This window comes from Neisseria maigaei (genome assembly GCF_958267405.1).
Classification (GTDB): Bacteria; Pseudomonadota; Gammaproteobacteria; order Burkholderiales; family Neisseriaceae; genus Neisseria; species Neisseria bergeri.
Window position 1 is genome coordinate 67,050 of the sequence record NZ_CATQFT010000009.1, and the last position, 23,796, is coordinate 90,845.

23 protein-coding genes are annotated in these 23,796 nt (G+C 49.9%); 9 read left to right on the forward strand and 14 right to left on the reverse strand.

The genetic code is table 11. From position 1 onward, the window contains the following. The first annotated feature begins 61 nt into the window (after window positions 1-61). Window positions 62-1,996 carry a MacB family efflux pump subunit gene (locus tag Q3O06_RS04185; protein WP_301817842.1) on the forward strand — a complete coding sequence of 645 codons (1,935 nt, stop codon included), beginning with the start codon at window positions 62-64 and terminating at the stop codon, window positions 1,994-1,996. 101 nt (window positions 1,997-2,097) lie between these two features. Here Q3O06_RS04185 and Q3O06_RS04190 read toward each other — a convergent pair whose 3' ends face one another. After that, on the reverse strand, window positions 2,098-2,889 hold the full coding sequence (locus Q3O06_RS04190; RefSeq protein ID WP_301817843.1) for a DsbC family protein: 792 nt from the start codon (window positions 2,887-2,889) through the stop codon (window positions 2,098-2,100). A 255-nt stretch (window positions 2,890-3,144) separates the two neighbouring features. Between Q3O06_RS04190 and Q3O06_RS04195 the strand changes: the two genes are divergently transcribed. After that, entirely contained in the window at window positions 3,145-3,810 is a 666-nt protein-coding gene (locus tag Q3O06_RS04195; RefSeq protein WP_301817844.1) for a hypothetical protein, read from the forward strand. A gap of 41 nt (window positions 3,811-3,851) precedes the next feature. Next, window positions 3,852-6,041, forward strand: coding sequence for a primosomal protein N' (locus tag Q3O06_RS04200; RefSeq protein WP_301817873.1), 2,190 nt, complete (start codon window positions 3,852-3,854; stop codon window positions 6,039-6,041). A 46-nt stretch (window positions 6,042-6,087) separates the two neighbouring features. Here the strand turns inward: Q3O06_RS04200 and Q3O06_RS04205 are convergent, their stop codons facing one another. From Q3O06_RS04205 to Q3O06_RS04255, 11 genes are all read right to left on the reverse strand, one after another. Then, entirely contained in the window at window positions 6,088-7,185 is a 1,098-nt protein-coding gene (locus Q3O06_RS04205) for an NnrS family protein (protein WP_301817845.1), read from the reverse strand. Window positions 7,186-7,279: 94 nt separating this feature from the next. Further along, a complete protein-coding gene (locus Q3O06_RS04210; RefSeq protein WP_003712505.1) occupies window positions 7,280-7,567 on the reverse strand; it encodes a barstar family protein in 288 nt (95 codons plus the stop codon). Between the two features lie 336 nt (window positions 7,568-7,903). Continuing rightward, on the reverse strand, window positions 7,904-8,518 hold the full coding sequence (locus tag Q3O06_RS04215; protein WP_032804110.1) for a CadD family cadmium resistance transporter: 615 nt from the start codon (window positions 8,516-8,518) through the stop codon (window positions 7,904-7,906). A gap of 296 nt (window positions 8,519-8,814) precedes the next feature. Next, the gene (locus Q3O06_RS04220) at window positions 8,815-9,507 is read right to left on the reverse strand and encodes an ATP-binding cassette domain-containing protein (protein WP_301817874.1); all 693 of its coding nucleotides are present in this window, start codon (window positions 9,505-9,507) and stop codon (window positions 8,815-8,817) included. Then, a complete protein-coding gene (locus Q3O06_RS04225; protein WP_301817875.1) occupies window positions 9,507-10,304 on the reverse strand; it encodes an ABC transporter permease in 798 nt (265 codons plus the stop codon). Before Q3O06_RS04225 ends, Q3O06_RS04220 begins: the two co-directional genes overlap by 1 nt. Before the next feature lie 218 nt (window positions 10,305-10,522). Next, the gene (locus tag Q3O06_RS04230) at window positions 10,523-11,230 is read right to left on the reverse strand and encodes a DarT1-associated NADAR antitoxin family protein (protein ID WP_301817846.1); all 708 of its coding nucleotides are present in this window, start codon (window positions 11,228-11,230) and stop codon (window positions 10,523-10,525) included. A 2-nt stretch (window positions 11,231-11,232) separates the two neighbouring features. Beyond that, window positions 11,233-11,880: a DarT ssDNA thymidine ADP-ribosyltransferase family protein gene (locus tag Q3O06_RS04235; protein ID WP_301817847.1), complete on the reverse strand. Its 648-nt coding sequence runs from the start codon at window positions 11,878-11,880 to the stop codon at window positions 11,233-11,235. Between the two features lie 591 nt (window positions 11,881-12,471). Continuing rightward, window positions 12,472-13,449 (reverse strand): ABC transporter substrate-binding protein, encoded by a 978-nt coding sequence (locus Q3O06_RS04240; RefSeq protein ID WP_301817848.1) that lies wholly within the window; start codon window positions 13,447-13,449, stop codon window positions 12,472-12,474. A 57-nt stretch (window positions 13,450-13,506) separates the two neighbouring features. After that, complete coding sequence (locus Q3O06_RS04245) at window positions 13,507-15,426, reverse strand: TonB-dependent receptor (protein WP_301817849.1); 1,920 nt, start codon at window positions 15,424-15,426, stop codon at window positions 13,507-13,509. Window positions 15,427-15,792: 366 nt separating this feature from the next. Further along, window positions 15,793-17,721, reverse strand: a complete 1,929-nt coding sequence (gene dnaK, locus Q3O06_RS04250) for a molecular chaperone DnaK (protein ID WP_301817850.1) — start codon at window positions 17,719-17,721, stop codon at window positions 15,793-15,795. Window positions 17,722-17,928: 207 nt separating this feature from the next. Then, a complete protein-coding gene (locus tag Q3O06_RS04255; protein ID WP_107818505.1) occupies window positions 17,929-18,201 on the reverse strand; it encodes a hypothetical protein in 273 nt (90 codons plus the stop codon). A gap of 186 nt (window positions 18,202-18,387) precedes the next feature. Between Q3O06_RS04255 and Q3O06_RS04260 the strand changes: the two genes are divergently transcribed. The 5 genes from Q3O06_RS04260 (at window position 18,388) to ubiB (ending at window position 21,714) form a co-directional block, all read left to right on the forward strand. After that, entirely contained in the window at window positions 18,388-19,074 is a 687-nt protein-coding gene (locus Q3O06_RS04260; RefSeq protein ID WP_301673450.1) for a S24 family peptidase, read from the forward strand. 131 nt (window positions 19,075-19,205) lie between these two features. Next, complete coding sequence (gene erpA, locus Q3O06_RS04265; RefSeq protein ID WP_002219692.1) at window positions 19,206-19,544, forward strand: iron-sulfur cluster insertion protein ErpA; 339 nt, start codon at window positions 19,206-19,208, stop codon at window positions 19,542-19,544. Window positions 19,545-19,560: 16 nt separating this feature from the next. Beyond that, on the forward strand, window positions 19,561-19,707 hold the full coding sequence (locus Q3O06_RS04270) for a hypothetical protein (RefSeq protein ID WP_167435405.1): 147 nt from the start codon (window positions 19,561-19,563) through the stop codon (window positions 19,705-19,707). Beyond that, entirely contained in the window at window positions 19,704-20,168 is a 465-nt protein-coding gene (locus Q3O06_RS04275; RefSeq protein ID WP_301817851.1) for a peptidase, read from the forward strand. The genes Q3O06_RS04270 and Q3O06_RS04275 overlap by 4 nt, the downstream gene beginning before the upstream one ends. 34 nt (window positions 20,169-20,202) lie before the next feature. Next, window positions 20,203-21,714: a ubiquinone biosynthesis regulatory protein kinase UbiB gene (gene ubiB / locus Q3O06_RS04280; protein WP_301817852.1), complete on the forward strand. Its 1,512-nt coding sequence runs from the start codon at window positions 20,203-20,205 to the stop codon at window positions 21,712-21,714. Window positions 21,715-21,759: 45 nt separating this feature from the next. Here ubiB and cysE read toward each other — a convergent pair whose 3' ends face one another. After that, window positions 21,760-22,578 carry a serine O-acetyltransferase gene (gene cysE, locus Q3O06_RS04285; protein ID WP_301817853.1) on the reverse strand — a complete coding sequence of 273 codons (819 nt, stop codon included), beginning with the start codon at window positions 22,576-22,578 and terminating at the stop codon, window positions 21,760-21,762. A 177-nt stretch (window positions 22,579-22,755) separates the two neighbouring features. On the opposite strand from cysE, the gene grpE reads away from it, so the two are divergent. Beyond that, window positions 22,756-23,337: a nucleotide exchange factor GrpE gene (gene grpE, locus Q3O06_RS04290; protein ID WP_301817854.1), complete on the forward strand. Its 582-nt coding sequence runs from the start codon at window positions 22,756-22,758 to the stop codon at window positions 23,335-23,337. A 227-nt stretch (window positions 23,338-23,564) separates the two neighbouring features. Here grpE and nqrM read toward each other — a convergent pair whose 3' ends face one another. Next, window positions 23,565-23,780: a (Na+)-NQR maturation NqrM gene (gene nqrM, locus Q3O06_RS04300; RefSeq protein ID WP_002231930.1), complete on the reverse strand. Its 216-nt coding sequence runs from the start codon at window positions 23,778-23,780 to the stop codon at window positions 23,565-23,567. Between the last annotated feature and the right edge of the window lie 16 nt (window positions 23,781-23,796).

Here is a 23,796-nt window from a genome sequence, read left to right on the forward strand (position 1 = left end):
ATATGCCGTCTGAACACGGAAACGGTTTCAGACGGCATTTGTTATTGATTTACGGAATATTATGAGCTTGATCGAATGTAAAAACATCAACCGCTATTTCGGCAGCGGCGAGAACCGCGTCCATATTTTGAAAGACATCAGCCTGTCGATAGAGAAGGGCGATTTTGTCGCCATCATCGGGCAGTCCGGTTCGGGCAAGTCCACGCTGATGAACATACTCGGCTGTCTGGACACCGCCGGTTCCGGTTCGTACCGCATCGACGGCATCGAAACTGCCAAAATGCAGCCCGACGAACTGGCGGCATTGCGCCGCGAACGCTTCGGTTTCATCTTCCAACGCTACAACCTCTTAAGCTCGCTGACCGCAAGGGACAACGTCGCGCTGCCAGCCGTGTATATGGGTATGGGCGGTAAAGAGCGTTTGGCGCGGGCGGACAAACTCTTGCAGGATTTGGGTTTGGCAAGCAAAGAGGGCAACAAGCCCGGCGAACTCTCGGGCGGACAGCAGCAGCGCGTCTCCATCGCCCGCGCCCTGATGAACGGCGGAGAAATCATCTTCGCCGACGAGCCGACCGGCGCACTCGATACCGCCAGCGGCAAAAACGTGATGGAAATCATCCGCAGGCTGCACGAAGCTGGGCATACCGTCATTATGGTCACGCACGACCCCAGCATTGCCGCCAACGCCAACCGCGTCATCGAAATCCGGGACGGCGAAATCATTTCCGACACCTCGAAAAATCCCGAAATCCCCGCAAGCAATGTCGGGAGGATTCAGGAAAAAGCCTCGTGGTCGTTTTATTACGACCAGTTTGTCGAAGCCTTCAGAATGTCCGTTCAGGCGATTATGGCGCACAAAATGCGTTCGCTTCTGACGATGCTCGGCATCATCATCGGCATCGCATCCGTCGTCTCCGTCGTCGCACTGGGCAACGGTTCGCAGAAAAAAATCCTCGAAGACATCAGCTCGATGGGGACGAACACCATCAGCATCTTCCCCGGGCGCGGCTTCGGCGACAGGCGCAGCGGCAAAATCAGGACCCTGACCATAGACGACGCGAAAATCATCGGCAAACAAAGCTATGTTGCTTCCGCCACGCCCATGACTTCGAGCGGCGGCACGCTGACTTACCGCAACACCGACCTGACCGCCTCGCTTTACGGCGTGGGCGAACAATATTTCGACGTGCGCGGGCTGAAGCTGGAAACGGGGCGGCTGTTTGACGAAAACGATGTGAAAGAAGACGCGCAAGTCGTCGTCATCGACCAAAATGTCAAAGACAAACTCTTTGCGGACTCGAATCCGTTGGGTAAAACCATTTTGTTCAGGAAACGCCCCTTGACCGTCATCGGCGTGATGAAAAAAGACGAAAATGCTTTCGGCAATTCCGACGTGCTGATGCTTTGGTCGCCCTATACGACCGTGATGCACCAAATTACAGGCGAGAGCCACACCAACTCCATCACCGTCAAAATCAAAGACGATGCCAATACCCAGGTTGCCGAAAAAGGGCTGGCCGATCTGCTCAAAGCGCGGCACGGCACGGAAGATTTCTTTATGAACAACAGCGACAGCATCAGGCAGATGGTCGAAAGCACCACCGGCACGATGAAGCTGCTGATTTCCTCCATCGCATTGATTTCGTTGGTAGTCGGCGGCATCGGCGTGATGAACATCATGCTGGTGTCCGTTACCGAGCGCACCAAAGAAATCGGCATACGGATGGCAATCGGTGCGCGGCGCGGCAATATTTTGCAGCAGTTTTTGATTGAGGCGGTGTTAATCTGCATCATCGGAGGCTTGGTCGGCGTAGGTTTATCCGCCGCCGTCAGCCTCGTGTTCAATCATTTTGTAACCGACTTCCCGATGGACATTTCCGCCATGTCCGTCATCGGCGCGGTCGCCTGTTCGACCGGAATCGGCATCGCGTTCGGCTTTATGCCTGCCAATAAAGCAGCCAAACTCAATCCGATAGACGCATTGGCGCAGGATTGAGGTTGGCACAAAGATGCCGTCTGAAGCTGCCGTGACAGGCTTCAGACGGCATTTGAAAAAGGCTTGGAACACGGTTCCAAGCCTTTTGTTTTGCGGATGGGTTATTGGTTTTTGCGGATGATTTCCTCCAGTTGGGGCATCGGGCTGTAACCGCTTTGGGTGCGCCCGTTGGGGAAGACGAGGGTCGGTGTGCCGTTGAAGCCGAACTGTTCGCCCAAGGAAGTGGTTTCCGCGACGGGGTTGTCGCAGATGCCGCCGCCGGCAGGGAATTTGCCTTTACGCATCCATTCCGTCCACGCTTTGGCGCGGTCGGGCTGGCACCATAAGATTTGCGCCTTGCGCGCGGCATCGGGGTGCAGGCCGGCAATGGGCATCATAAAGCTGTAAACCGTTACGTCGGTCATTTTTTCAAACTCGTGTTCCAAGCGTTTGCAGAACGGACAGTCCGGGTCGGAGAAGACGGCGACTTTCAGCTTGCCGTTGCCGCGTACTTCTTTGATGGCTTTGTCCAAAGGCAGGGAAGCGAAGTCGATTTTGTTCAAATCTGCCATACGCTGTTCGGTGAGGTTTTTCCGGTTGTTGATGTCAAGAAGTTCGCCGGAAAATAGATAATCGGCGTTTGCATCGGTGTAGATAATCTGCCTTCCGCTGATGACGACTTCGTAAATGCCTCTGACCGGTGTTTCGCTGACGCTGATGACTTTCAGGTCTTGGGATTCGTAAATTTTTTCGAGGCGTGCTTTCAAGGCTTCGCCGACTTTTCCTTGTACGGGGGCGGCGGACTCGGCTTTGACGGCGGGTTCGGCGTTGGCGTTGGAAACGGGCGTTTGCCCGCACGCCAGCAGCGGGAGGACGGTAAATGGGGTTAAGATTTTGATTAACTTGGTTTTCATATCAGATGACTGCGCGTGTTGGAAAAGAGGGCATTGTATCAAACCTCTGTTGCGCCTGCATTGCGCCGAGGCTCAATTTATCGTCTGAAAATAGCTTCCGGTTGTTAAAATACGCAAAAATAATTTGATTGTTTGTATAATCTACCACCGCATCGCCGTAAACATATGGCTAAGCGGACTTCGGGCCGGTTTGAGGTCGTCTGAAAGATTTGCTGCGGGCAACTGAAAGATTTTATCGACACTTTGAGAGAAAAGATGAACCAACAAGAATACGCTGAATATCTGTTTAAGCTGCTGGGCGAAGAGCCACGGGCAGCAGATAAATATAATGGCTGGGAAGACTATTTCTATGGTTTGTTTCAAGGTTTTATGCCTGACGGAGAAGGCGTGGCTGATGTGTTTGAGCCTTTGGAAAAGGGGCGTGAATTGTTGGCGCGCATTATGCCTGTGTATCAAAACACTGCCGAACATAACCAAGAAATCCTCGACGGCGGCTATATTCCCGGCTATTTCTGTCCGCCTGCGCAAGATGAGGCAGAAGTGAGACAGACGGGTGAGCGTTTGCTGGAAGGGTTGCGCGAATTTGCCCGCTTTGTTGAAGACGAAGAGCTGATTGCAGCCTTGGCAGCGATTAAACAGATACGTTTGGGTGAGTCTGCGGAAGAGTTTAACGATACTCAGGATTTGTTGGGAGAGGTATTCAGCGAATGGCAGACGAGCAATACAGATGACAACAGCCCCGAACAAGTGTTGTCCGAAGCCTATTATTCCGTAAGTTGTGATTATTACCTGTCCGCCTATCTGCAATACCCGCTTTACCGCACCAAACCTGACAGCGATTTTCTCCGTCCTTATTTTGATTTGTGGAAACAGGGTTACGGCTTTACCTTGGATAAAGACTGTTTGTATTTGTGCAAATAGCTTCCGTTTTTTCAGACGGCCTCAAACATTTTTTACACACCATGATCTACCACCGCATCGCTGTAAACGTGCCGCTTTCAGACGGCCTTTTGACTTATTCCCATTCCGAGCCGCTGCCGCTGGGCGCGCGGGTGCTTGTGCCTTTCCGCAACAAGACCGTGGTCGGGATTGTGTGGGAAACGGATATTGCTCCGGATATGGATGCGGCGCGGATTTTGGGCGTTCAGACGACCTTTTCGGACGAGCCGCCGCTGCCCGAAAGCTGGCGTGATTTGCTCTCGTTTACGTCGCGTTATTACCACTATCCGACGGGGCAGGCAGTGTTTGCCGCGCTGCCGCAGGGTTTGAAGGAAACGCGTGCGGTGGAAATGCCGCAGCCGCCGTTGTTTTATGCGTTGAACGAAGCAGGCAGGGCGCAAACGCCGCCGCCGACGCGGTTCAACAAAAAAGCGGCTTTGTGGGACGCGCTGCTGTTAGGCGGGATGACGATGGCGGCGTTGAAGCAGGTGAACGCGCAGGCGGCGAAATTGATTGAGGATTGGGCGGAGCAGGGTTGGATTGAAACGATGGAAGCGGCGAATCCTATATTAAGGTCGTACCACGGGCAGGCTTCGCACTCTGAATTTGTATTAAATGCCGACCAGCAGAAGGCTTCCGATGAAATTCAGACGGCATTGGGATGCTTCCGGCCGTTTCTGCTATACGGCATCACCGGCAGCGGCAAGACCGAGGTGTATTTCGATGCGATGGCGAAAGTGTTGGCGCAGGGGCGGCAGGTGTTGTTTCTGTTGCCCGAAATCAACCTCACGCCGCAGCTTTTAAAACGGGTGGAAGACCGTTTTGCTGACGTGCCGACTGCCGTGTTGCACAGCCGGATGGCGGCAGGCAGGCGCACGCAGGATTATTTGTGCGCGATGTTGGGGCAGGCGAAATTGGTCATCGGCACGCGGCTGGCGGTGTTCACGCCGATGGATGATGTCGGGCTGATTGTGGTCGATGAGGAACACGACGGCTCGTTCAAGCAGGACAACGAATTGCGCTACCACGCCCGCGATTTGGCGGTGTGGCGGGCGAAGCAGAGCGGCTGCCCCGTCGTGTTGGGTAGCGCCACGCCCAGTTTGGAGAGTTGGCAAAAGGCGCAAAGCGGCGCGTACCGCTTGCTGCAACTGACCGAACGCGCCCATACCGCCGCACAACTGCCGCAAGTGGACATCCTCAACGTAGGCCGTCTGAAACTCGACAACGGCTTCTCGCCGCAAGCCTTACAGCTTTTGAAACAGAATTTTGAAGCAGGCGGCATGTCGCTGGTGTACCTCAACCGGCGCGGCTTTGCACCCGCGCTGTTTTGCGGTGACTGCGGCCATACCTTCGGCTGCCCGAATTGTTCCGCCAAAATGGTGTTGCACCAACGCGCCCGCCAACTGCGCTGCCACCACTGCGACCACCGCGAACCCATCCCGTTCAAATGCCCCGACTGCGGCAACCAAGACCTGACCGCCGTCGGCCACGGCACGCAGCGCGTCGAAGAAACCCTGCGCGCCTTCCTGCCCAAGGCCGCCGTCGTCCGCGTTGATAGGGACAGTACCGCGCACAAAAACGACTGGGCGGATTTGTACCGCCGCATTGCCGACAACGAAATCGATATTCTGGTCGGCACGCAGATGCTTGCCAAAGGCCATGATTTCGCGCGGCTCAACCTCGTTATCGTATTGAACGCCGACGGCAGCCTGTATAGCGCGGACTTTCGCGCGCCGGAAAGGCTGTTCGCCGAGCTGATGCAAGTGTCCGGCAGGGCGGGGCGCGCCGACAAACCCGGCAAGGTGTTGATACAGACCCAACTGCCCGAACATCCCGTCTTCACCGCCGTCAAAGCGCAGGACTACGCCGTGTTTGCCGAAAACGAATTGAACGAGCGGCAAATGTTCGCCATGCCGCCTTTCGGTTTCCAGACCGCCGTCCGCGCCGACGCGCCGCGCGTTGCCGATGCGATGGAATTTCTCAACGCCGCCAAAGAAACCCTGGCCCCGCTTTTGCCTGAAAGCGTCTCCCAGTTCGGTGCCGCCCCGATGCTGATGGTGCGCCTAGCCGAACGCGAACGCGCGCAAATCTTCCTCGAATCGACATCCCGACAGGATTTGCACCGCGCCGTGAGTTTGTGGGTGCAGGTGTTGCAGCAAAACCGCGACGGCAAAATCAGATGGTCGGTGGATGTCGATCCGCAGGAGGCTTGATTATTGGCAATCCGATGCCGTCTGAAAACCGTTTCAGACGGCATTTTTATTCCGGATCGTCTGTAAACGCATTCGCCCGAAAGATCGGTACGAACGTAAAGAGATAAAGCACAAACACGGCAGCGGTCAGAATTGCAGGGAGTGTGATGAAGAATATCGGGTTCACGTTCATTAAAACAGCGCGCGAGACGGCGGCGGCGAAGAGGATGGGAACGGCGATGCGGCAGAGTTTGGGATAATCGAGTTTGGTAAAGCCGCTGTGCCACAGTCCGGCGGTCAGCCACACCATCATCACGCCGCCCATCATGCCGCCGAGGGTAATCAGGTGCAGGGGGGCGGAGGCGGGCAGGTTTTGCAGTTTCACCGCACCTGTCCACAGATAGCCTGCGGCGGCAAAAAGCTGGAGCAGGTAATAGGTGCGGACGTAGTGTTTGCGCAGGAGTTCGTAATGGTGCAGTTCGCGCAGCTTGGCGAGCAGGATGAAGCCGACGGCGAGCGCGGTAAAACCGGCGGTCTGCGCGGGCAGCCAAAGTTCGGCGGCGGCGTGCAGCAGCAGGAAGGTGATGGCGATGTTTTTATAAACGACGTTGGGGATAAATACGGGATCTTTCAGACGGCATTCTTTGAGGGCTTCCGCGCCCAAAAGGACGCTGACACGAACTGACACGAACATGACCGCTGCCATGTTCAGATGCACTTGCGCGCGCAACAGGTTCAAATCGCCGCTTACGGCATAGGCCGTCTGAAAAACGGTGAACGCGGCAAGCAGCATTAAGAGGGCAAAGTTGTCGGTGTTTCGGTCTAGCCAAATCAGCCAGGCGCAGAACAGCAGCAACACCAGCCAATAAGCCGCTACAAAGAATGCGGCAAGTTGCGGTAAAAACGGCAATAAAACAGCCGCAACAAGCAACAACACCGCCATCAAAGTAGCGGCAGGTTTCAGGTTGCCCGAAAAACCTGTCCAGTCCAACAAAGCCGCAGTCAAAAAACCTCCGTATGCCGCCGGCAGCATAAGTTCCAAGAAAATTTGGCGGTGCAGGACAACGGCGGCAGGGCTGATGAAAAACACCAACGCGCCGAGTACGGCAAGCACCGTCGCACCGACGAAAAACGGGCGCATGGGGTGGGTGAAAAATTTATTCATCGCTTGGTTTGATTCTGCATGAAGATGCTTTCGGATTGCTTACATTGGCTCTGGGGAGTTTTAAGCCTGTGTACGTAATGTAATTAGGGTTTACTTACTCTAAAATATAATTAAATTTTTCTTCGAATCCATAATCTTCATCTTGTTTCTTAACTCTTTCTAGAACCTTTACTATTTCAATAAATATATTTTCTAATTGATTTTTTGAGAACATAGCATCTTTCCATACCAAAGTAATCGGTCGTTCTACATTTGTGCTTAATAAATCCCACAGAGCATCAAGATTGTTCCCATAATAATCTTGTATAGAAAATATTTTTGAAATTTGATTATGAAAATCTTGTTCCGTATAAATTTTACTACCGATAATCTCTAATTGCATAAGTTATACTCATATTTCCAAGTTCCAATTTGTATTGCAGAGATATAATAATCAGTTGTTATATATAGCAATCCATTATGGATTTATTGGGCGGACAGATCCGTATCTTTTATCAAACAGGCAAGTCTGCGGCTTGCTTGCCCTCTCCCTAGCCCTCTCCCACGGGGAGAGGGGATTAAACTGTCGAGCCCGAACATTTTCAGGTTTGCCTACCATCCGATTCCCAATCCTGCGCTCTCTAATTTTCAGCAACCTGATTCCCTCTCCCCGTGGGAGAGGGTTAGGGAGAGGGCAACGAACCGCAAGGTTCGTCAGATACTCAAATGCCCTTATCATTCATATTATTGATATTATTGTTTGAATTGTATTATTTTCAATAATAATAAATAATCCTAAACCAATATAAATAACAGCCATTATCCAACGACTAAACTTCTCTACGATTTCACCAACACCTGAAATATTAGCCAATCTTTGTGCTGTATATACTAAAACAAAAATCAATATTAAAAATACAAGAATAGTAACTAATAAGTCGACAAGATCTAAAGTCACAAAGTAAGGAACAAAAAGTCCAATATTATCTGCACCACAACTAGCAACTGTAACCAAAGCAACAATACCGACTAATTTTGACAACCCTTTTTCATCCAATTCTTTTTTAGCTCTTTTTTCGCCCTCACAATCGTCGTAAATAGCAACTTTAATACCTAAGTAAATCGGTATTAAACCTAATAAACCCAACACCCATTTTTCCGGAACATAATTTAAAACAAAAGCTAGAAATAAACTAACTAATATTAAAATTACAGAACCTAAATATTGTCCGATATAAATATCTCGATATTCTTTTCTAGTATTTGCTCTAGCAAAAAATATTAATAGTATTACCAACAAATCTACTGCTGTAGCAATATATAAAACAGCAGCAGTAATCACAGTCGAAAACATAAAGCACCTCATAATGAATCCCCTGCCCCCTTGGCACCACGGCTTTTTCAAAAACCGAATCGCGTTCGAACAACAGATTCGTACCTTCCACCAAAGAGGCAAACCTTCGGCTCGCTTACCCTCTCCCTGGCCCTCTCCCACAGGGAGAGGGGATTAGGCTGTCAAGTCCGAGTATTTTCAGGTTTACCCGCCATCTGATTCTCAATCCTGCGCCCTCTGATTTTCAGAAACCTGTTCCCCTCTCCCTGTGGGAGAGGGTTAGGGAGAGGGCGATTCGTCAGACACTCAAATCCTTATCATTCATAATAATGAATCCCCTGAAACGCCCTTGCCACCACGGTTTCTTCAAAAGCCGAATCGCGTTCGGACAGCGGTGTGGGCAGGGTCATCACGTTTTGCACGTTCATGCCCTTAGTGGAGAGCAGCATGATTTCATGGCTCAGGCGTGCGGCTTCAAAGCGGTCGTGTGTTACCAGCATACACGCCATAGTCTGCCGCTCGATTTTTTCCACCAGCATGGCAACCAAAATATCGCGTAAATCGCGGTCCAAACCGACAAACGGCTCGTCCAGCAAGGCAAGGTCGCAGCCGCACAGCAGCAGGCGCAAAAACGCCACCCGTTTCGCCATACCGCCGGACAATTCGGTCGGATATTTGTTCAAATCGCCCGCAGTCAGCCCGACTTTCGCCGCCAGCGCGATGATTTCGCCTTCATCGGGTTTGTCCATAAAAATCGCGATATTCTGCATCGCGGTCAGGTTTTCCGGCAGGCGGTTTTCCTGAAACAGAAAACCCGTTTTGCGGAAAGTATTGCGTATCGTGCCCGATTTCGGCGTTTCCAAGCCCGCAATCAGCCGCAAAACCGTTGTCTTGCCGCAGCCGCTCGGCCCGAACAAGGCTTTCACTTCGCCGTGTTGCAGGTTCAAACTGAAATCGCGCACGATGGGGTCGCGGAGAATTTCAAAACGCACGTTTTCAAGACAGAGCATCATCTTCTCCACGGCATAAACAAAATTTCCAAAGGCTTGGTAATCAGGTATTCAAACAGCGATACAAACACGATAACCAGCACCACATAAGCCATCACCGTCGAAGTCTCCAGCATCGCCCTCGCGTCCGCAATCCGCGCGCCCACGCCTTCGCTCGCGCCCAAGAGTTCCGCCATAATCACCACCTTCACCCCCATCGCCACCGCCACGCCGATGCTGGAAATCACATAGCCTGTCAGATGCGGGATATACAGATAGCGGATTTTTTTCAGACGGCCTAATTTATAAGCGTCAAACAATTCCTCATGCTGCTTGTTCACGCTCGCCATCCCGACTGCCGCACTCGCAAACGTCAGCGGTGCAACCAACACAATGATGGTAAACAACACGCTCGGATTGCCGAAACCGAACCAAAACAGAGCCATCACCACCCAAATAATCGGCGGCATCGCCAACAAAATCGTAATCACAGGCTTAAGCAACGCCATCGCCGTCTTAAAACTGCCCGCCACCAGCCCCGCCGCCAAGCCCGCTACCAACGCAATCGAAATGCCCACCACCGACCGCCACAGCGAAATCCCGATTTCGTTTTCCTGAAAATGTTTCAATAAATCCAAAGACTTTTGAAACACCTCCACCGGCGCAGGCAGCATAAACTCACCGAACATGGCGCTGCCCCACGCCCACAACGCCACCACCATCATCGCCACGCTCAGACCGGCAAATCCGCTCCAAAGGTAGTCGATGATGTAAAACACCGCAGGCTGCGGTTTGCGGATTTTGTCGGTTTTAATCATGGTTTGGGTGTTAGTTGATGGGGATGGTTTGGGGATGGTGGGTCGTCTGAAAAAATGGTTGATTGGGTTAGACGGAACACCGTAACCCAACGAAACGGTTTGATTTCCCAAATAGTGTTTTTCAGACGACCTTGGTTTGGGATTTCGGGGTTTCGTCGGTTACGACTGCGACCAAACCAACCTAAGATTGCAGAAAAACGGTGCAAGCTATAAATGATTTATAAAAATATTCCTAACTGTTTTTTTGAAGTGGAAGAATTATCAATTTTGTAATCTTGATATAAAGACAAAAAATCTTTTTGAGATTTTAGGGCATCTTTCAAAAGCTTTCGCTTATATAAAGCGCAAAATAACGCTACCGAATACGCCTGACAATTAAGAGATTTTTCAGGATTAAATTCAATATCGCTAAATGCTGAATATTCAAGAAGCTCTTCATGAAATTCTGTATGTTGATTTAAAGCATTAACATATAGCCAATCATAATAGGCTGTAATAGGTTCAGTTCCCCATTCTTTATCTTTTTTTCCATAGGTACGAAAAGCTATTACTCTTCCAGATGATTTTAGTCTAGAGTCTTTTTTTGCTTCTCTTGATGATACTTCAAGCAAATCTAAATATTGAATATCTCCCTCAAAAACTTTACTGCTTTGGAAAACACATTCAACACTTACTTGCTTACCTTTTGTACTTTTAATCATCAGATTAAAAGCACTTAAAGAAATACCTAATTTACTTTTGGATTTGCTCGAAATTTCAAGAATCCTCTCTACTCCTTCAAGTTTTTTAGCTTCTAAATGCAAAGAATCTATAGATTTTTGTTTTTGAGAATCTGATTGGCCTGCAAACCATTTAAAATCTATATTTTTTGTTCTTACCAAAAAATCTCCATCAGTTTTAGAGATAAAAATTGGACGAGTTGCCATATCTAGTATCCTTTAAAACCATTTATTCTTGCAGAATATCTATCACTAAATACATCCCAGTATCTATGTTTGAAAAAAGTCAGCTTACTAAATTTTTCTTTAAAATAATTCACATCTTCATCTGACATTAGAACCGCTCCTAAAATATAATCAGATTCGATCGTATCAAATACTAAAACTTCTGCCTGAACGTCTGTTGGATCTTTTTCCAAAAGATTTTGTCTATTACCATTTGTTTTAAATAATTGTTCTAACGCTTCTTCTCCTTGAAAATTAGAGATAGGAATGGAATTTACATTGCTATTAGCTGCGTTAGTATGGTAAAAGGCACAATCTTTATCTATCAAAACCTGTGCATTTAAAACAATTACAGCCCACTTAACAGAACTATTAGAACAGCGTAAACCATAAAACATGCTACTATTCGGAAATGAAATAGACAGAGACGTTGCGTCTGGCTTCCCATCAATTCGATACCTATCATTAAAAATACCATGAATAGATAAACTGGGATTAGGGTTAAATTCTGCATTATACAAATTAGATCTGGGAATTAATCCATGAGTTAAAATTGACTCAAGATTCTCTAATCTTGTGAAATGACATAAATATTGAATCTGTCTTTCTCGTAATATATTTTCGATTGACATAAAATTTTCCCTTAAATATTAAAAAGATATTCAAACAACCCATCCACATACCCCAAACTCCTATCCCGTTCCCCCAGCAACTCCGTCTGATAAATCTTCATTAACAATTAGGCTTTCCCGCAAACATAGGCTAGATTATGACTCAACTTTTTAGGTAGTCCAAAGATTATGGGGATTTCTACCCAACATCCATGGCAGATAATCCTCTAATAGATTGTCTGAAACATGATAAATCAGCAAGCGTAGATTGGCTCATAACCCAATTTTTCAGGCAATCCGACGGTTTTATTGGTTTAACAACCCAATCCACGGTTACCACCGATCGTCATTCCCGCGCAGGCGGGAATCCAGAGGTTTGACGTTGCTGCAATTTTAAAATATTCCTGCAATATCAGAGACTGGATTCCCGCCTGCGCGGGAATGACGGCTCTTTGTGTACTGTTCTAACTATTATCTGATAGGCCGTCTGAAAAAAGTAGGTCGGATTCAAGAATCCGACCTACGCTGCTGATAATGTCCTTATAGGCCGTCTGAAAATGACAAGTCAGATTTCATGGCTACTCCACTATTTTCAGACGACCTCTCCTCCCTTTAAGCCAAGAAAAACCCGTTATCCGGCAGCTTGCCGCCCAAAAGTTTCGGGTTGAACTGCATCAGGATTTCGTAAAACTTCAAAATCTCGTTCTTCACTTCGCTGCCTTTGGTTACCGTCAGCCGCGCGCCGTCCAAGCCCATGACTAGGGCGGGTTCGGGGGCGGGGAGGTAGTTTTTGCCGATTTTCGCTGCGCTTTGGCGGTTGGCCAGTATCCAGTTGAGCGCGTTTTTCAAATCCTGATGGAAGAGGTCGAACTGCGCTTTGTGCGCGTGGAAATATTCTTCGTTGGCGATGATGCCTGCCATCGGAATCAGCGGTTTGGTGTCAAACGCTTGTCCCCATGCTTTCACCAAATCAAAGCCGCGCACGACGTTTACGCCCATGGTTTTGCCTTTAAGTAGGCTGGCGGTTGCCATCGGTTCAGGCAGGATGGCGGCGTGGTAGTCTTTGCTTAAAAACAGCCCCACCGCTTCGGGCGGCGTGGCTGTGTAAGTGATGCCGACTTTGTGTGCGTCGATTTTCAGTTTTTTCAACAAGGCTTGCAGCACGATGTCAGGCATATCGTTTTTAAACGGCACGAGGATTTTTTTGCCGATCAAATCCTGCGGCGAGGCAATCGCGCTGCCTTTGCACATCAGCTGCGTGATGCCGTTGGTCAAAATATTGACCATGCCGACTTTCTGCCCTTGGTTGCGCAGGTTTACGCCGACATTGCTCGGACTCATCATGACTTTAAATTGTCCGCTTGCTACGCCTGCACGCAGTTGGTCGGGCGAACGCCAGATTTTCAGCGACACGTCCGCCTGTTTCGCCAGTTTACCTTGCAACGCCGCTACGGCAATGGTAACGCTGGGCATCGCCGGTGCGCCGTACACGGTAAATTGCTCTTTACCGGCAGCAAGCAGAGAAGGCGAAACGCCTGCGGCTGCCAGAGCGGCGGTCATTTTTAAGAAATCGCGTCTTTTCAGTTCCATTTTTTATCTCCTAATTCTTAATAAGCCAATGCAGGCATTCTTTCAGACGGCCTGATTTTAAAAAGCCGCATGCAAACTCAACCAATATGTCCTGCCTGGTGCATACACCACGCTGGGCGACAGGGCGAGGACGTGGTCGCCGCTGATGTGTTCGGCGTATTTTTTGTTGAACACGTTGTTCACGCCCAAGCGCAAGCCGTATTTGTCTTTGATGTTTACGCCTGCGTACACATCGGCAACGGTAAAGCCTTTGGCGGCTTCGCGTTTGTCTATGCCCAGACTGCTTGCCGCGTCAAAATCGCCGCGCGTTTGTTTGGCGACAAAGCGTGTCGCCGCGCCGATGTTGTAGCTGCCGTAGGTAAAGTAGTTTTTGTAGTCGGCTTGGACGGCGGCTTCAAACGGACGGATTTGATAGAGAGGTCTGCCGTCGGTTTCGTTGTGTCCGTAGTTGTAGGCGGCTTTGATGCCTGCCGCCCAATGCGGATTGAAGTTGTAACGCGCGTAGGCCTGCGCGGTAAACAATCGTGCGTCCACGTTGCGTGTGATGATGCCGCCGCCTTTGGAAGCCGTGCCGCTTTGTCCGTGTGCGCGGTCAAAAATAATCAGGTCTTTGACTTTGTCCGCCACAAGCGTGCCGCCCACGTTCCAGCCTGCGCCTGCCAACGAGTTCATGTAGCCGTTGTAGTAGTCGTTGCGGCTGTCGGCGGTGAGCTTGATGCGGTTGTGTTTTTCAGTTTTCAGCAGGGGATTGCCTGCGATGGCGGCGGCCGGTTTGGAATTTGTTAATGCGCCGTTCGTACGGTCTTGCACGATGGCGGCAAGCGAGTTGAAGCGTTCGGTGTTGTCGCCGATTCGTTCTAAGTGAGCGAGGGAAACGCTGTATTTTTGCGTTTCAGACGGCGTGAAATCGTATTTGAGTTCGCCCGACAAAGCATGACGGCGCACTTTACCGTTGAAGTCGTAGCCGTAATGGGTTTTCCAGATTTGCTGCGCTGAGGCGAAGGCGAGATTGCGGTTCATCGGATGGGCGGGCTGCACTGTATTTTTGCGAACGTCCGCTTCGTTGAGCTCGTAGCTTAAACCCAAGCCCAGTTTGTGTCGGTCGTCAAACTTGTAAGACAGGGTATCGGCAATGCGCCAGCGGTCGATGTGCACATCGGCGAAACGGTAGCTGTTGAGAAAGTCGCGCATGGGAGTGTGGGCGTTGCGCTTGCCGTTTTGGCTGTCGTTGCGGTAGCTGACGGCAGCGGTGTTGTGGAACTTGCCGAAATCTGCATCGTGTTTGAGCGAGAAGTCGTACACTTTGCGGTCAAGTTCTACGAACACTTTCTGCTGCGTATTGTTTTGACGCAGGGAGTAATTGTCGGCGCGGCGTTTGAGTTTGATTACGGCTGCTTCCGCGCTGACCGTATTGCTTAAATCGGCATTGCCCCAACGTGCGTTGAGTTTGGAGATGTGGCGTTCGGTGTCCAATGCGTCGTTGACGAACTGCGGCTGGCGGTCGTTGTTGATGTCGTCGTGCAGATAAGTGAGACGGTATTCTTGATTTTCAGACGGCACGAAACCGAGTACCAAAGCCTGATTGAAGCGGCTGTATTTCCAATCGGTGTCGCGCCCACCGCCATCTTTGTAGCCGTTTGCCTTGGTGTGATTGAGGTTGGCTACGCCGTATACCTTCGCCCCACGCGCTTGCGTGGTAATGGAGTTGTAAAAGCTTTTGCCGTAAAAACCGCTGTTTGCCTTCAGCGGACGGAAGGCTTGGTCTATGTTTTCAGTAATAAAGTAATAATCGCTGCGGTCGGTGCGGTCGAATTGGTTTTCTGGGAAATAGCCTTGCGCTGCGGTCGGTGCAATCAGTTTGGGAGGGGAGAAGGTTTTGACGGATTGTATTTCTTCAGTATTTGCTAGTTGTTCTGCCCAAGATGGCGCAACGGAAAAAACGGTCATCAAAGCCCATAGGAGCGGATTCGGTTTCATTTTCCAGCCTTTGATAATAATAATTATTTATTATCCTATTAAAAATATTTTAAGTAAACAAGAAAATGATATAAAAACGCCTAGAGCATGATACATCGGTTGAAACTTGATTTTTGGAGCGTTGCGGCAGATTGATTTGGAACTGTTGCCATACTGTCGTTTTTGCAGCGGCTGATAAGAAAGGCTGTATTTTAATAATCCGTTGATTGCAACTATTTGTCAGGGAAAAGAAAATTATTTTTTCGGTTGGGTAGAAACCTATCCTATTAAATACCTTGAAGCCGAGTATGCCTGTCGGCACTATATTAAAACACAGCCTAAAAAAGCGCGAACCAAACGGTTCGCGCTTTTTTCAGACGGCATTAATTATTTTTTGTCGTCTTTTACTTCGGTAAAGTCCGCATCGACCACGTCATCGTCTTTTTGGGATGATGCGTCCGCTTGTGCGCCCTCGCTGGTTTGGGCTTCGGCTTGCGCTTGCGCGTAAACCATTTCGCCCAGTTTTTGGCTGGCTGCACCCAAAGCTTCGGCTTTGGCATCGATGGCGGCTTTGTCGTCGCCTTTCACGGCTTCTTCGGCTTCTTTCAGCGCGGCTTCGATTTTTTCTTTCTCGGCTGCGTCGAGTTTGTCGCCGTAGTCGGTCAAAGATTTTTTCACGGAGTGAATCAGGGCTTCGGCTTGGTTGCGGGAAGCGACCAATTCAGTCAGTTTTTTATCTTCCTCGGCATTGGCTTCGGCATCTTTCACCATGCGTTCGATTTCTTCTTCGCTCAAACCTGAAGAACCTTGGATGGTGATGTTGGCGGCTTTGCCTGTGCCTTTGTCTTTGGCGGAAACGTGCAGGATCCCATTGGCGTCAATGTCGAAGGTTACTTCGATTTGCGGCATGCCGCGCGGTGCGGGTGCGATGTCGCCCAAGTTGAACTGACCCAAAGATTTGTTGGCGGAGGCGCGTTCGCGTTCGCCTTGCAGCACATGGATGGTTACTGCGCTTTGGTTGTCTTCGGCGGTAGAGAACACTTGCGACGCTTTGGTCGGGATGGTGGTGTTCTTCTGAATCAGCTTGGTCATCACGCCGCCCATGGTTTCGATACCCAAAGACAGGGGCGTTACGTCCAGCAGCAATACATCGCTGCGGCCGCCGCTCAATACTTCGCCTTGAATCGCCGCGCCTACGGCAACGGCTTCGTCAGGGTTCACGTCTTTGCGCGGTTCTTTGCCGAAGAAGTCTCTAACGGCTTCTTGTACTTTCGGCATACGGGACTGACCGCCGACCAAAATCACGTCGTCGATGTCGCCGGTGCTCAAGCCGGCATCTTTCAATGCGATTTTGCAAGGTTCGATAGAGCGGGCAATCAGGTCTTCAACCAGGCTCTCGAATTTGGCGCGGGTAATTTTCATCGCCAAGTGTTTCGGACCGGTTGCGTCCATGGTGATGTATGGCAGGTTGATTTCGGTTTGCTGACCGCTGGACAATTCGATTTTGGCTTTTTCGGCAGCTTCTTTCAGGCGTTGCAAAGCCATCACGTCTTGTTTCAAATCAATGCCTTGTTCTTTTTTGAACTCGGCGATGATGTGGTCAATCAAGCGTTGGTCGAAGTCTTCGCCGCCCAAGAAGGTGTCGCCGTTGGTTGCCAAAACTTCAAATTGTTTGTCGCCGTCGAGGTTGGCGATTTCGATGATGGAAATATCGAAAGTGCCGCCGCCCAAGTCATATACGGCTACTTTGCGGTCTTTGTTGTCGCCTTTGTCCATACCGAATGCCAAAGCGGCAGCGGTCGGCTCGTTGATGATGCGTTTTACGTCCAAACCGGCGATGCGGCCTGCGTCTTTAGTCGCTTGACGTTGGCTGTCGTTGAAGTAGGCCGGGACGGTAATCACGGCTTCGGTTACTTTCTCGCCCAAGTAAGCCTCGGCGGCTTCTTTCATTTTACGCAGGACTTCTGCGGAAACTTGCGGCGGGGACAGCTCTTTGCCTTGTGCTTTCACCCACGCATCGCCGTTGTTGGCTTTGATGATTTCAAAAGGCATAGATTCGATGTCGCGTTGGACTTCTTTATCTTCAAATTTATGACCAATCAAACGTTTGGCGGCATAAATAGTGTTTTTAGCGTTGGTTACCGCTTGGCGTTTTGCAGGTGCACCGACGAGGATTTCGCCGCCGTCCAGATAAGCGATGACGGACGGCGTGGTGCGTGCGCCTTCTGCGTTTTCAATGACTTTGGTTTGACCGTTTTCAGAAATGGATACACAAGAGTTGGTTGTACCTAAGTCGATACCGATGACTTTTGCCATGTGGATACTCCTATTTGATTTTGCTTATTTTGCGAAATATGTTGGAACATTTTGTCCCGATGGGCTGTAAATAGGGCGGGCGGCGGGCTGTTTCAAGCCACAGTACGGGTATAAGTATGTAACTTTATGAATATATTGGTTTTATATTTGATTTAATACATTTGGCTCCAATGCATTCCAGCATAATATTTCAAATGGCAGGCAGGTTTATTCATAGACGATGCCGGCGAGCATTTCCTGTTCGTTCAAGTTGCCGTACTCTTTTTCCCAGTCGTGTGAAGACTCGATGATGTCGCATTCTTTGGAAAGGGAGACTTGTTCTGCATCCATATCTTTGGCGTTCAGCATATTGAATTGTTCGCACAGGGATGCGGATAAAGTGATGTCGGGCTGTTTGGCTTCAGAACGGTTTTCTTGGAAGGCAAAGCAGAATGCGGTAAATGCCGTAGTATAGATAAGATATTTGCCGGTTTTCTTCATTTTTCTATCCTTTTTCTGTCAATTCAGGATCAAATCTATGGAAAATCTGAAAAATTATGCATTGAGTAAGAAAAATCATAACTTGAATTTAGTTTATCATAGTTATTCCGTTTTTGGGATAGCTAATGTAAAATATATTTTATGTTTACTTTAGATGATTGAATGAAGGGGAGCGGAAGGATATTTATGGAAACCTTTAAAGACAGACTGGTTTTTTTATGGAAAAGCGAAGCGAAGCAGGCAAAAATCGCATCCGATATTGAAATGACGATTGCGGGCTTCAGCAGGATATGGAATGAAGGCGGTCTGCCGAAGTCTGAAACATTAAAAAAAATCAAGCAGTTGAAGGGGTGTAGTATCGATTGGCTGCTGACGGGGGAGGGTAATCCGTTTCCGGATGAAGCCCCAAAAAAATCCCTTGCTTACGATACCTTGGGCAATGAAGTCGATACGGACGAGTTTGTCTTCGTGCCGAGATATGATATTCGGGCGGCTGCGGGATACGGGCAGTTTGTCGATCATGAGGAACCGGTATTTACAATGGCGTTCAGACGGCATTGGATTGAGAATTATGTTACCCGTGATGTGAAAAACCTGTCTGTAATTTCCGTCAAGGGGGATTCGATGGAGGGGGTTTTGAATGACGGGGATTCGATTTTGGTCAACCATAGCGAGAATACGCCGAAGGACGGACTGTATGTGTTGCGGATTAATGAAAACCTGTTGGTCAAACGCCTGCAAATCGTCCCCGGCGGGATTATCAATGTGATTTCTGCAAACGAGGCTTATCCTGCTTTTGAAATCAATTTGAACGACTTGACCGATGATGTGGAGATTATCGGGCGTGTCGAGTGGTTCGGCAGGACGATTTGAGTTTGGGGCTTGAAATTGCAGGCGGTCAAACTTATCTATTGGAACAATTCCTTTTTCAAAGGCGAAGCCTGCTTGCCTTTGAAGGGGGTTTGAGAGAGAATGCAGAAAATACTATATTAAGGAATAACACCATGTCGGATGAAAGCCCCATTATTTTTACTGACAGCTGCTGTGCCAAAGTTGCCGATTTGATTGCCGAAGAAAACAACCCCGATTTGAAATTGCGGGTTTTTGTCAACGGCGGCGGCTGCTCGGGTTTCCAGTACGGATTTACTTTTGACGAAATCAAAAACGACGACGATTTTGAAATTGAGAAAAACGGTTTGGTCTTTTTGGTCGATCCGATGAGCTATCAATATCTGGTCGGTGCGGAAATCGACTATACGGAAAGTTTGCAGGGTTCGCAATTCGTCATCCGCAATCCCAATGCGGAAACGACCTGCGGTTGCGGATCGTCGTTTTCCGTATGACCGCTTGGTTCGTGTGATGCCGTCTGAACGTTCAGACGGCATTTTTACTTTTGGAAAATATATTATCGGGATGAATTCACATATAATCCGATTGTTTGAAGATGAATCGGGTTTCCCGGAAGGAACGGGCGGAACGGTATCAGGCGTATTTGTTCCCTTATGATTGAGATGAGTAAAGATTACCGAAACGATTTGTACGATGTATATGTTTCCTACCCGCCCCAAGTGGATCGCGGGCTTATCCGGGAGTGCCTTAAGGAGAATCTCGGCGAAGAAAAGGCGGAAGGGTTGATTGCGTCCCTCGATTCCAAACCGCAAGTGCTGGTTGAGGAAAAATGCACTTGGGCGAAACGGGAAGAGTTGCACGATTATTTCAGCTATTTGGGTTTGGATATTATTACCCGGAGATATATGGAGTTGGAAACGGTTGTGCCTCCAGAGGAAGGGGAGGGCGAAGGAGAAGGCGCGGATGGGGAAATGCCCGAATATCTTGAACTTCACGGCGGGCGGGAAGATGATATTTCCGCACCTTCGCAACCCGAGCCGCCGCCCCGCAATATCAAACCGCTGGTTTTCGGGTTGCTGATTGCCTTTTTGGGCTATCTGCTCGGTAAGATTTTTTGATTGTCCGATAAATGCTGTATTCGGGATTTTATATATGAAATGGTTGAAACGCCTGACGGTCATTGTCGGGACTCTTTACCGCTATCGGCTGGCAGGTCTGTGCGCCTCGCTGATGGGTAGCGGTTGGATATGCGCTCTGCTGAAAATGATGCCGCAGTCGTCCAAATTGAAAAACGAACCGCCTGCCGTCCGTCTGCGCCTTGCCTTGGAAAGCCTGGGGGCGATTTTCATCAAGTTCGGGCAGGTTTTGTCCACACGCCCCGATTTGATTCCGCACGATTACGCCGTCGAACTGGCAAAGCTGCAAGACAAAGTGCCGCCTTTTGACGCGCGGCTTTCGCGTGAACAAATCGAAAAATCGTTGGGTCAGCCCATCGAAAAGCTGTATGCGGAATTTGAAACCGAGCCCGTCGCCAGCGCGTCCATCGCCCAAGTACACAAAGCCCGCCTGCATTCGGGCGAACGAGTGGCGGTCAAAGTTTTGCGCCCCAACCTCTTGCCCCTTATCGAACAGGACTTGTCGCTGATGCGTTTCGGCGCGGCTTGGGTCGAACGCTTGTTTTCAGACGGCAAGCGTCTGAAGCCGCGCGAAGTGGTGGCGGAGTTCGACAAATATCTGCACGACGAGTTGGATTTGATGCGCGAAGCCGCCAATGCCGGACAGCTCGGTCGCAATTTCCAAAACAGCAATATGCTGATTGTGCCCAAGGTGTTTTACGACTACTGCACCAGCGACGTGCTGACGATTGAATGGATGGACGGCACGCCGGTATCCGACATCGCCAAACTCAAAGCAGACGGCATCGATTTGCACAAACTTGCCGATTACGGCGTGGAAATCTTTTTCACGCAAGTTTTCCGCGACGGCTTTTTCCACGCGGATATGCACCCCGGCAATATTTTGGTTGCCGCCGACAACCGCTACATCGCCCTCGATTTCGGCATCGTCGGCACGCTGACCGATTACGACAAACGTTATCTCGCCATCAACTTCCTCGCTTTTTTCAACCGCGATTACCACCGTGTCGCCACCGCCCACATCGAATCGGGATGGGTGCCTGCCGATACGCGTGCGGAAGAATTGGAAGCCGCCGTCCGTGCCGTGTGCGAACCGGTGTTCAACAAGCCGATTTCGCAAATTTCCTTCGGCTTGGTACTGATGCGCCTGTTTGAAGTCAGCCGCTGCTTCAATGTCGAAATCCAACCGCAGCTTGTGCTACTGCAAAAAACGCTGCTCAACATCGAAGGTCTGGGCCGACAACTCGATCCCGATTTGGACTTGTGGAAAACCGCCAAACCGTTTTTGGTGAAATGGATGAACGGGCAGGTCGGTCCCAAAGCCCTTTGGCGCAACCTCAAAAACGAAGCCCCCGACTGGGCGCAAATCATCCCTTCATTGCCGCGCAAAATCAATGCCTTGGTCGATGAGGCGCGCCGGCAGGAAATGCGCGATGCCTATATTCATTTGGTTAAAGTGCAGCAGCGGCAAAGCCTGTGGCTGGCGGCGATAGCGTTTGTTTTACTGCTAATCTTGCTTTTGAAATAAGAAATGCCGTCTGAAATAAATTTCAGACGGCATTTTTACGAGTGTTCAGATGATAAAGTCGATTTCGGCAAACTGGATATTTTGATCCATATCCGCCGACGGTGTTTTGGGTGCGCGTGCCACGGGTTTGGCGGGTACGCCGACAACAGTGATGGACGGCGGTACGTCTGAAACCACGACGCTGCCCGCGCCGATTTTGGCATTGCTGCCGATGCGGATATTGCCCAATATTGAGGCGTTTGCGCCGATCATCACGCCGTCGCCGATTTTGGGGTGGCGGTCGCCGCCTTCTTTGCCCGAACCGCCTAAGGTTACGCCGTGTAGAATCGAAATGTTGTTGCCTAAAACGGCAGTCTCGCCGGCAACAAAGCCGGTGGCGTGGTCAAGCATCAGTCCGTATCCGAAACGGGCGGCAGGATGGATGTCCACGCCGAATACTTCGGACATACGGTTTTGCAGGAAATACGCCAGCGTTTTGCGCCCGTCGAGATACAGCCGGTGGTTGATGCGGTGTGCCTGAATCGCGTGGAAGCCTTTGAAATATAAAAGCGGCAGCGAATATTCGTCGCAGGCGGGATCGCGTTCGTAGATGGCTTTTAAGTCTGCTTCGACACATTTGCCGATTTGGGTGTCGCTGCCCAACGCCTGCTGGTAGATTTCAAACAGCGCGCGCACGTCCATAATCGGGCTGCCGAGTTTGCTGGAAAGGTGGTAGGCAAGGACGGAGCCGAGGGACTCATGGCGCAACACGGTTTGGTGCAAAAAACTTGCCAGCATCGGTTCGGCGGCGGCGGCGGCCGCGGTTTCTTCGCGGATGGTGTGCCAGAGGTCGAAACCGTTTGTGTTCAAATGGTTTTTTTTCATAATGGATGCCGTCTGAAAAGCATAAGGTCGGCGGTATCTTACCGTTTATATGGTTTTTGCGGTAGGGTATTCGGAGATAAGTTTGAGATTTTCTGTTTCGTCTTGAAGTTTCTTTCCGGCGTCCTTATATTCAGCGCAATCAGATTTTGATTTCCAATTTGTTTTAAGGGATACGATATGAGCGAACAGACGCAGCAACAGCAAAACAGTGAAGAAGCGGTTGAAAATGTGGGGGCGGTGGAAACCGTCGAGACAGTAGGAAATGCGGACGGTGTGCAGGAACAGGCTGCTGCCGGGTCGGCTTATGAGGATTTGCAGGCGCGGATTGCCGAGCTGGAGGCGCAGTTGAAAGACGAACAACTGCGCGCTTTGGCAAACGAGCAAAACCTGCGCCGCCGCCATCAGCAGGAAATTGCCGATACGCACAAGTTCGCCGGACAGAAGTTTGCCGTGGAAATGTTGCCGGTCAAGGATTATCTGGAAATGGCACTTTTGGATCAAAGCGGCAATTTTGATGCGCTGAAAATGGGCGTGCAGATGACTTTGAACGAGTTGCAGAAAGCATTTGATGCCACGCAAATCAAGGAAATCAATCCTAAAGCGGGCGATAAGCTCGATCCCAATATTCATCAGGCAATGCAGGCGGTGGCAAGCGAGCAGGAACCCAATACCGTGGTCGGTGTGATGAAGAAGGGCTATACCCTGTCTGACCGTGTGTTGCGTCCTGCAATGGTTACGGTGGCACAGAAGGAAGCCTGAAGGCGCCTGGGGAATAATCTGATTTATTTCCTGAAGCGCGTTTTGCGTATAAACCGATTGAAGTAAAGCGGCAATGCCGTCTGAACCCGCCTGTCGGGCTTCAGACGGCATTTTATAGTGGATTAACAAAAATCAGGACAAGGCGACGAAGCCGCAGACAGTACAAATAGTACGACAAGGTGAGGCAACGCCGTACTGGTTTAAATTTAATCCACTATATTTCGGCGTTAACGGTCAACCCGTATGCCGCCTGCCTGTTTTTCTTCATCCAGTTTCTTTTGCAGGGTGTCGCAAGGTGTGTCGCAGTCGCACATTTTTTTCATACCTAAAGCGGTAATGCCGCCGCAACTGCCTTTGATGGTGCGTTTGGAGAAGATATAGCCGACCGCCATGCCGATGATGACCAGCAGGAAGATGCCGAAGGTGAGGAGCAGGGTTTTCATGGTGTTTCCTAATTGG

Excerpts from the sequence above, each read along its gene's own strand:
- nqrM (WP_002231930.1), bottom strand. The coding sequence starts at position 23,780 with ATGAAAACCCTGCTCCTCACCTTCGGCATCTTCCTGCTGGTCATCATC.
- Q3O06_RS04185 (WP_301817842.1), top strand. The coding sequence starts at position 62 with ATGAGCTTGATCGAATGTAAAAACATCAACCGCTATTTCGGCAGCGGC.
- dnaK (WP_301817850.1), bottom strand. The coding sequence starts at position 17,721 with ATGGCAAAAGTCATCGGTATCGACTTAGGTACAACCAACTCTTGTGTA.
- Q3O06_RS04225 (WP_301817875.1), bottom strand. The coding sequence starts at position 10,304 with ATGATTAAAACCGACAAAATCCGCAAACCGCAGCCTGCGGTGTTTTAC.
- Q3O06_RS04220 (WP_301817874.1), bottom strand. The coding sequence starts at position 9,507 with ATGCTCTGTCTTGAAAACGTGCGTTTTGAAATTCTCCGCGACCCCATC.
- Q3O06_RS04255 (WP_107818505.1), bottom strand. The coding sequence starts at position 18,201 with ATGAAGAAAACCGGCAAATATCTTATCTATACTACGGCATTTACCGCA.
- Q3O06_RS04200 (WP_301817873.1), top strand. The coding sequence starts at position 3,852 with ATGATCTACCACCGCATCGCTGTAAACGTGCCGCTTTCAGACGGCCTT.
- Q3O06_RS04190 (WP_301817843.1), bottom strand. The coding sequence starts at position 2,889 with ATGAAAACCAAGTTAATCAAAATCTTAACCCCATTTACCGTCCTCCCG.
- Q3O06_RS04230 (WP_301817846.1), bottom strand. The coding sequence starts at position 11,230 with ATGGCAACTCGTCCAATTTTTATCTCTAAAACTGATGGAGATTTTTTG.
- Q3O06_RS04240 (WP_301817848.1), bottom strand. The coding sequence starts at position 13,449 with ATGGAACTGAAAAGACGCGATTTCTTAAAAATGACCGCCGCTCTGGCA.
- Q3O06_RS04270 (WP_167435405.1), top strand. The coding sequence starts at position 19,561 with ATGCCGTCTGAACGTTCAGACGGCATTTTTACTTTTGGAAAATATATT.
- Q3O06_RS04210 (WP_003712505.1), bottom strand. The coding sequence starts at position 7,567 with ATGCAATTAGAGATTATCGGTAGTAAAATTTATACGGAACAAGATTTT.
- Q3O06_RS04235 (WP_301817847.1), bottom strand. The coding sequence starts at position 11,880 with ATGTCAATCGAAAATATATTACGAGAAAGACAGATTCAATATTTATGT.
- ubiB (WP_301817852.1), top strand. The coding sequence starts at position 20,203 with ATGAAATGGTTGAAACGCCTGACGGTCATTGTCGGGACTCTTTACCGC.
- Q3O06_RS04215 (WP_032804110.1), bottom strand. The coding sequence starts at position 8,518 with ATGTTTTCGACTGTGATTACTGCTGCTGTTTTATATATTGCTACAGCA.
- Q3O06_RS04260 (WP_301673450.1), top strand. The coding sequence starts at position 18,388 with ATGGAAACCTTTAAAGACAGACTGGTTTTTTTATGGAAAAGCGAAGCG.
- Q3O06_RS04275 (WP_301817851.1), top strand. The coding sequence starts at position 19,704 with ATGATTGAGATGAGTAAAGATTACCGAAACGATTTGTACGATGTATAT.
- cysE (WP_301817853.1), bottom strand. The coding sequence starts at position 22,578 with ATGAAAAAAAACCATTTGAACACAAACGGTTTCGACCTCTGGCACACC.
- grpE (WP_301817854.1), top strand. The coding sequence starts at position 22,756 with ATGAGCGAACAGACGCAGCAACAGCAAAACAGTGAAGAAGCGGTTGAA.
- Q3O06_RS04195 (WP_301817844.1), top strand. The coding sequence starts at position 3,145 with ATGAACCAACAAGAATACGCTGAATATCTGTTTAAGCTGCTGGGCGAA.
- erpA (WP_002219692.1), top strand. The coding sequence starts at position 19,206 with ATGTCGGATGAAAGCCCCATTATTTTTACTGACAGCTGCTGTGCCAAA.
- Q3O06_RS04205 (WP_301817845.1), bottom strand. The coding sequence starts at position 7,185 with ATGAATAAATTTTTCACCCACCCCATGCGCCCGTTTTTCGTCGGTGCG.
- Q3O06_RS04245 (WP_301817849.1), bottom strand. The coding sequence starts at position 15,426 with ATGAAACCGAATCCGCTCCTATGGGCTTTGATGACCGTTTTTTCCGTT.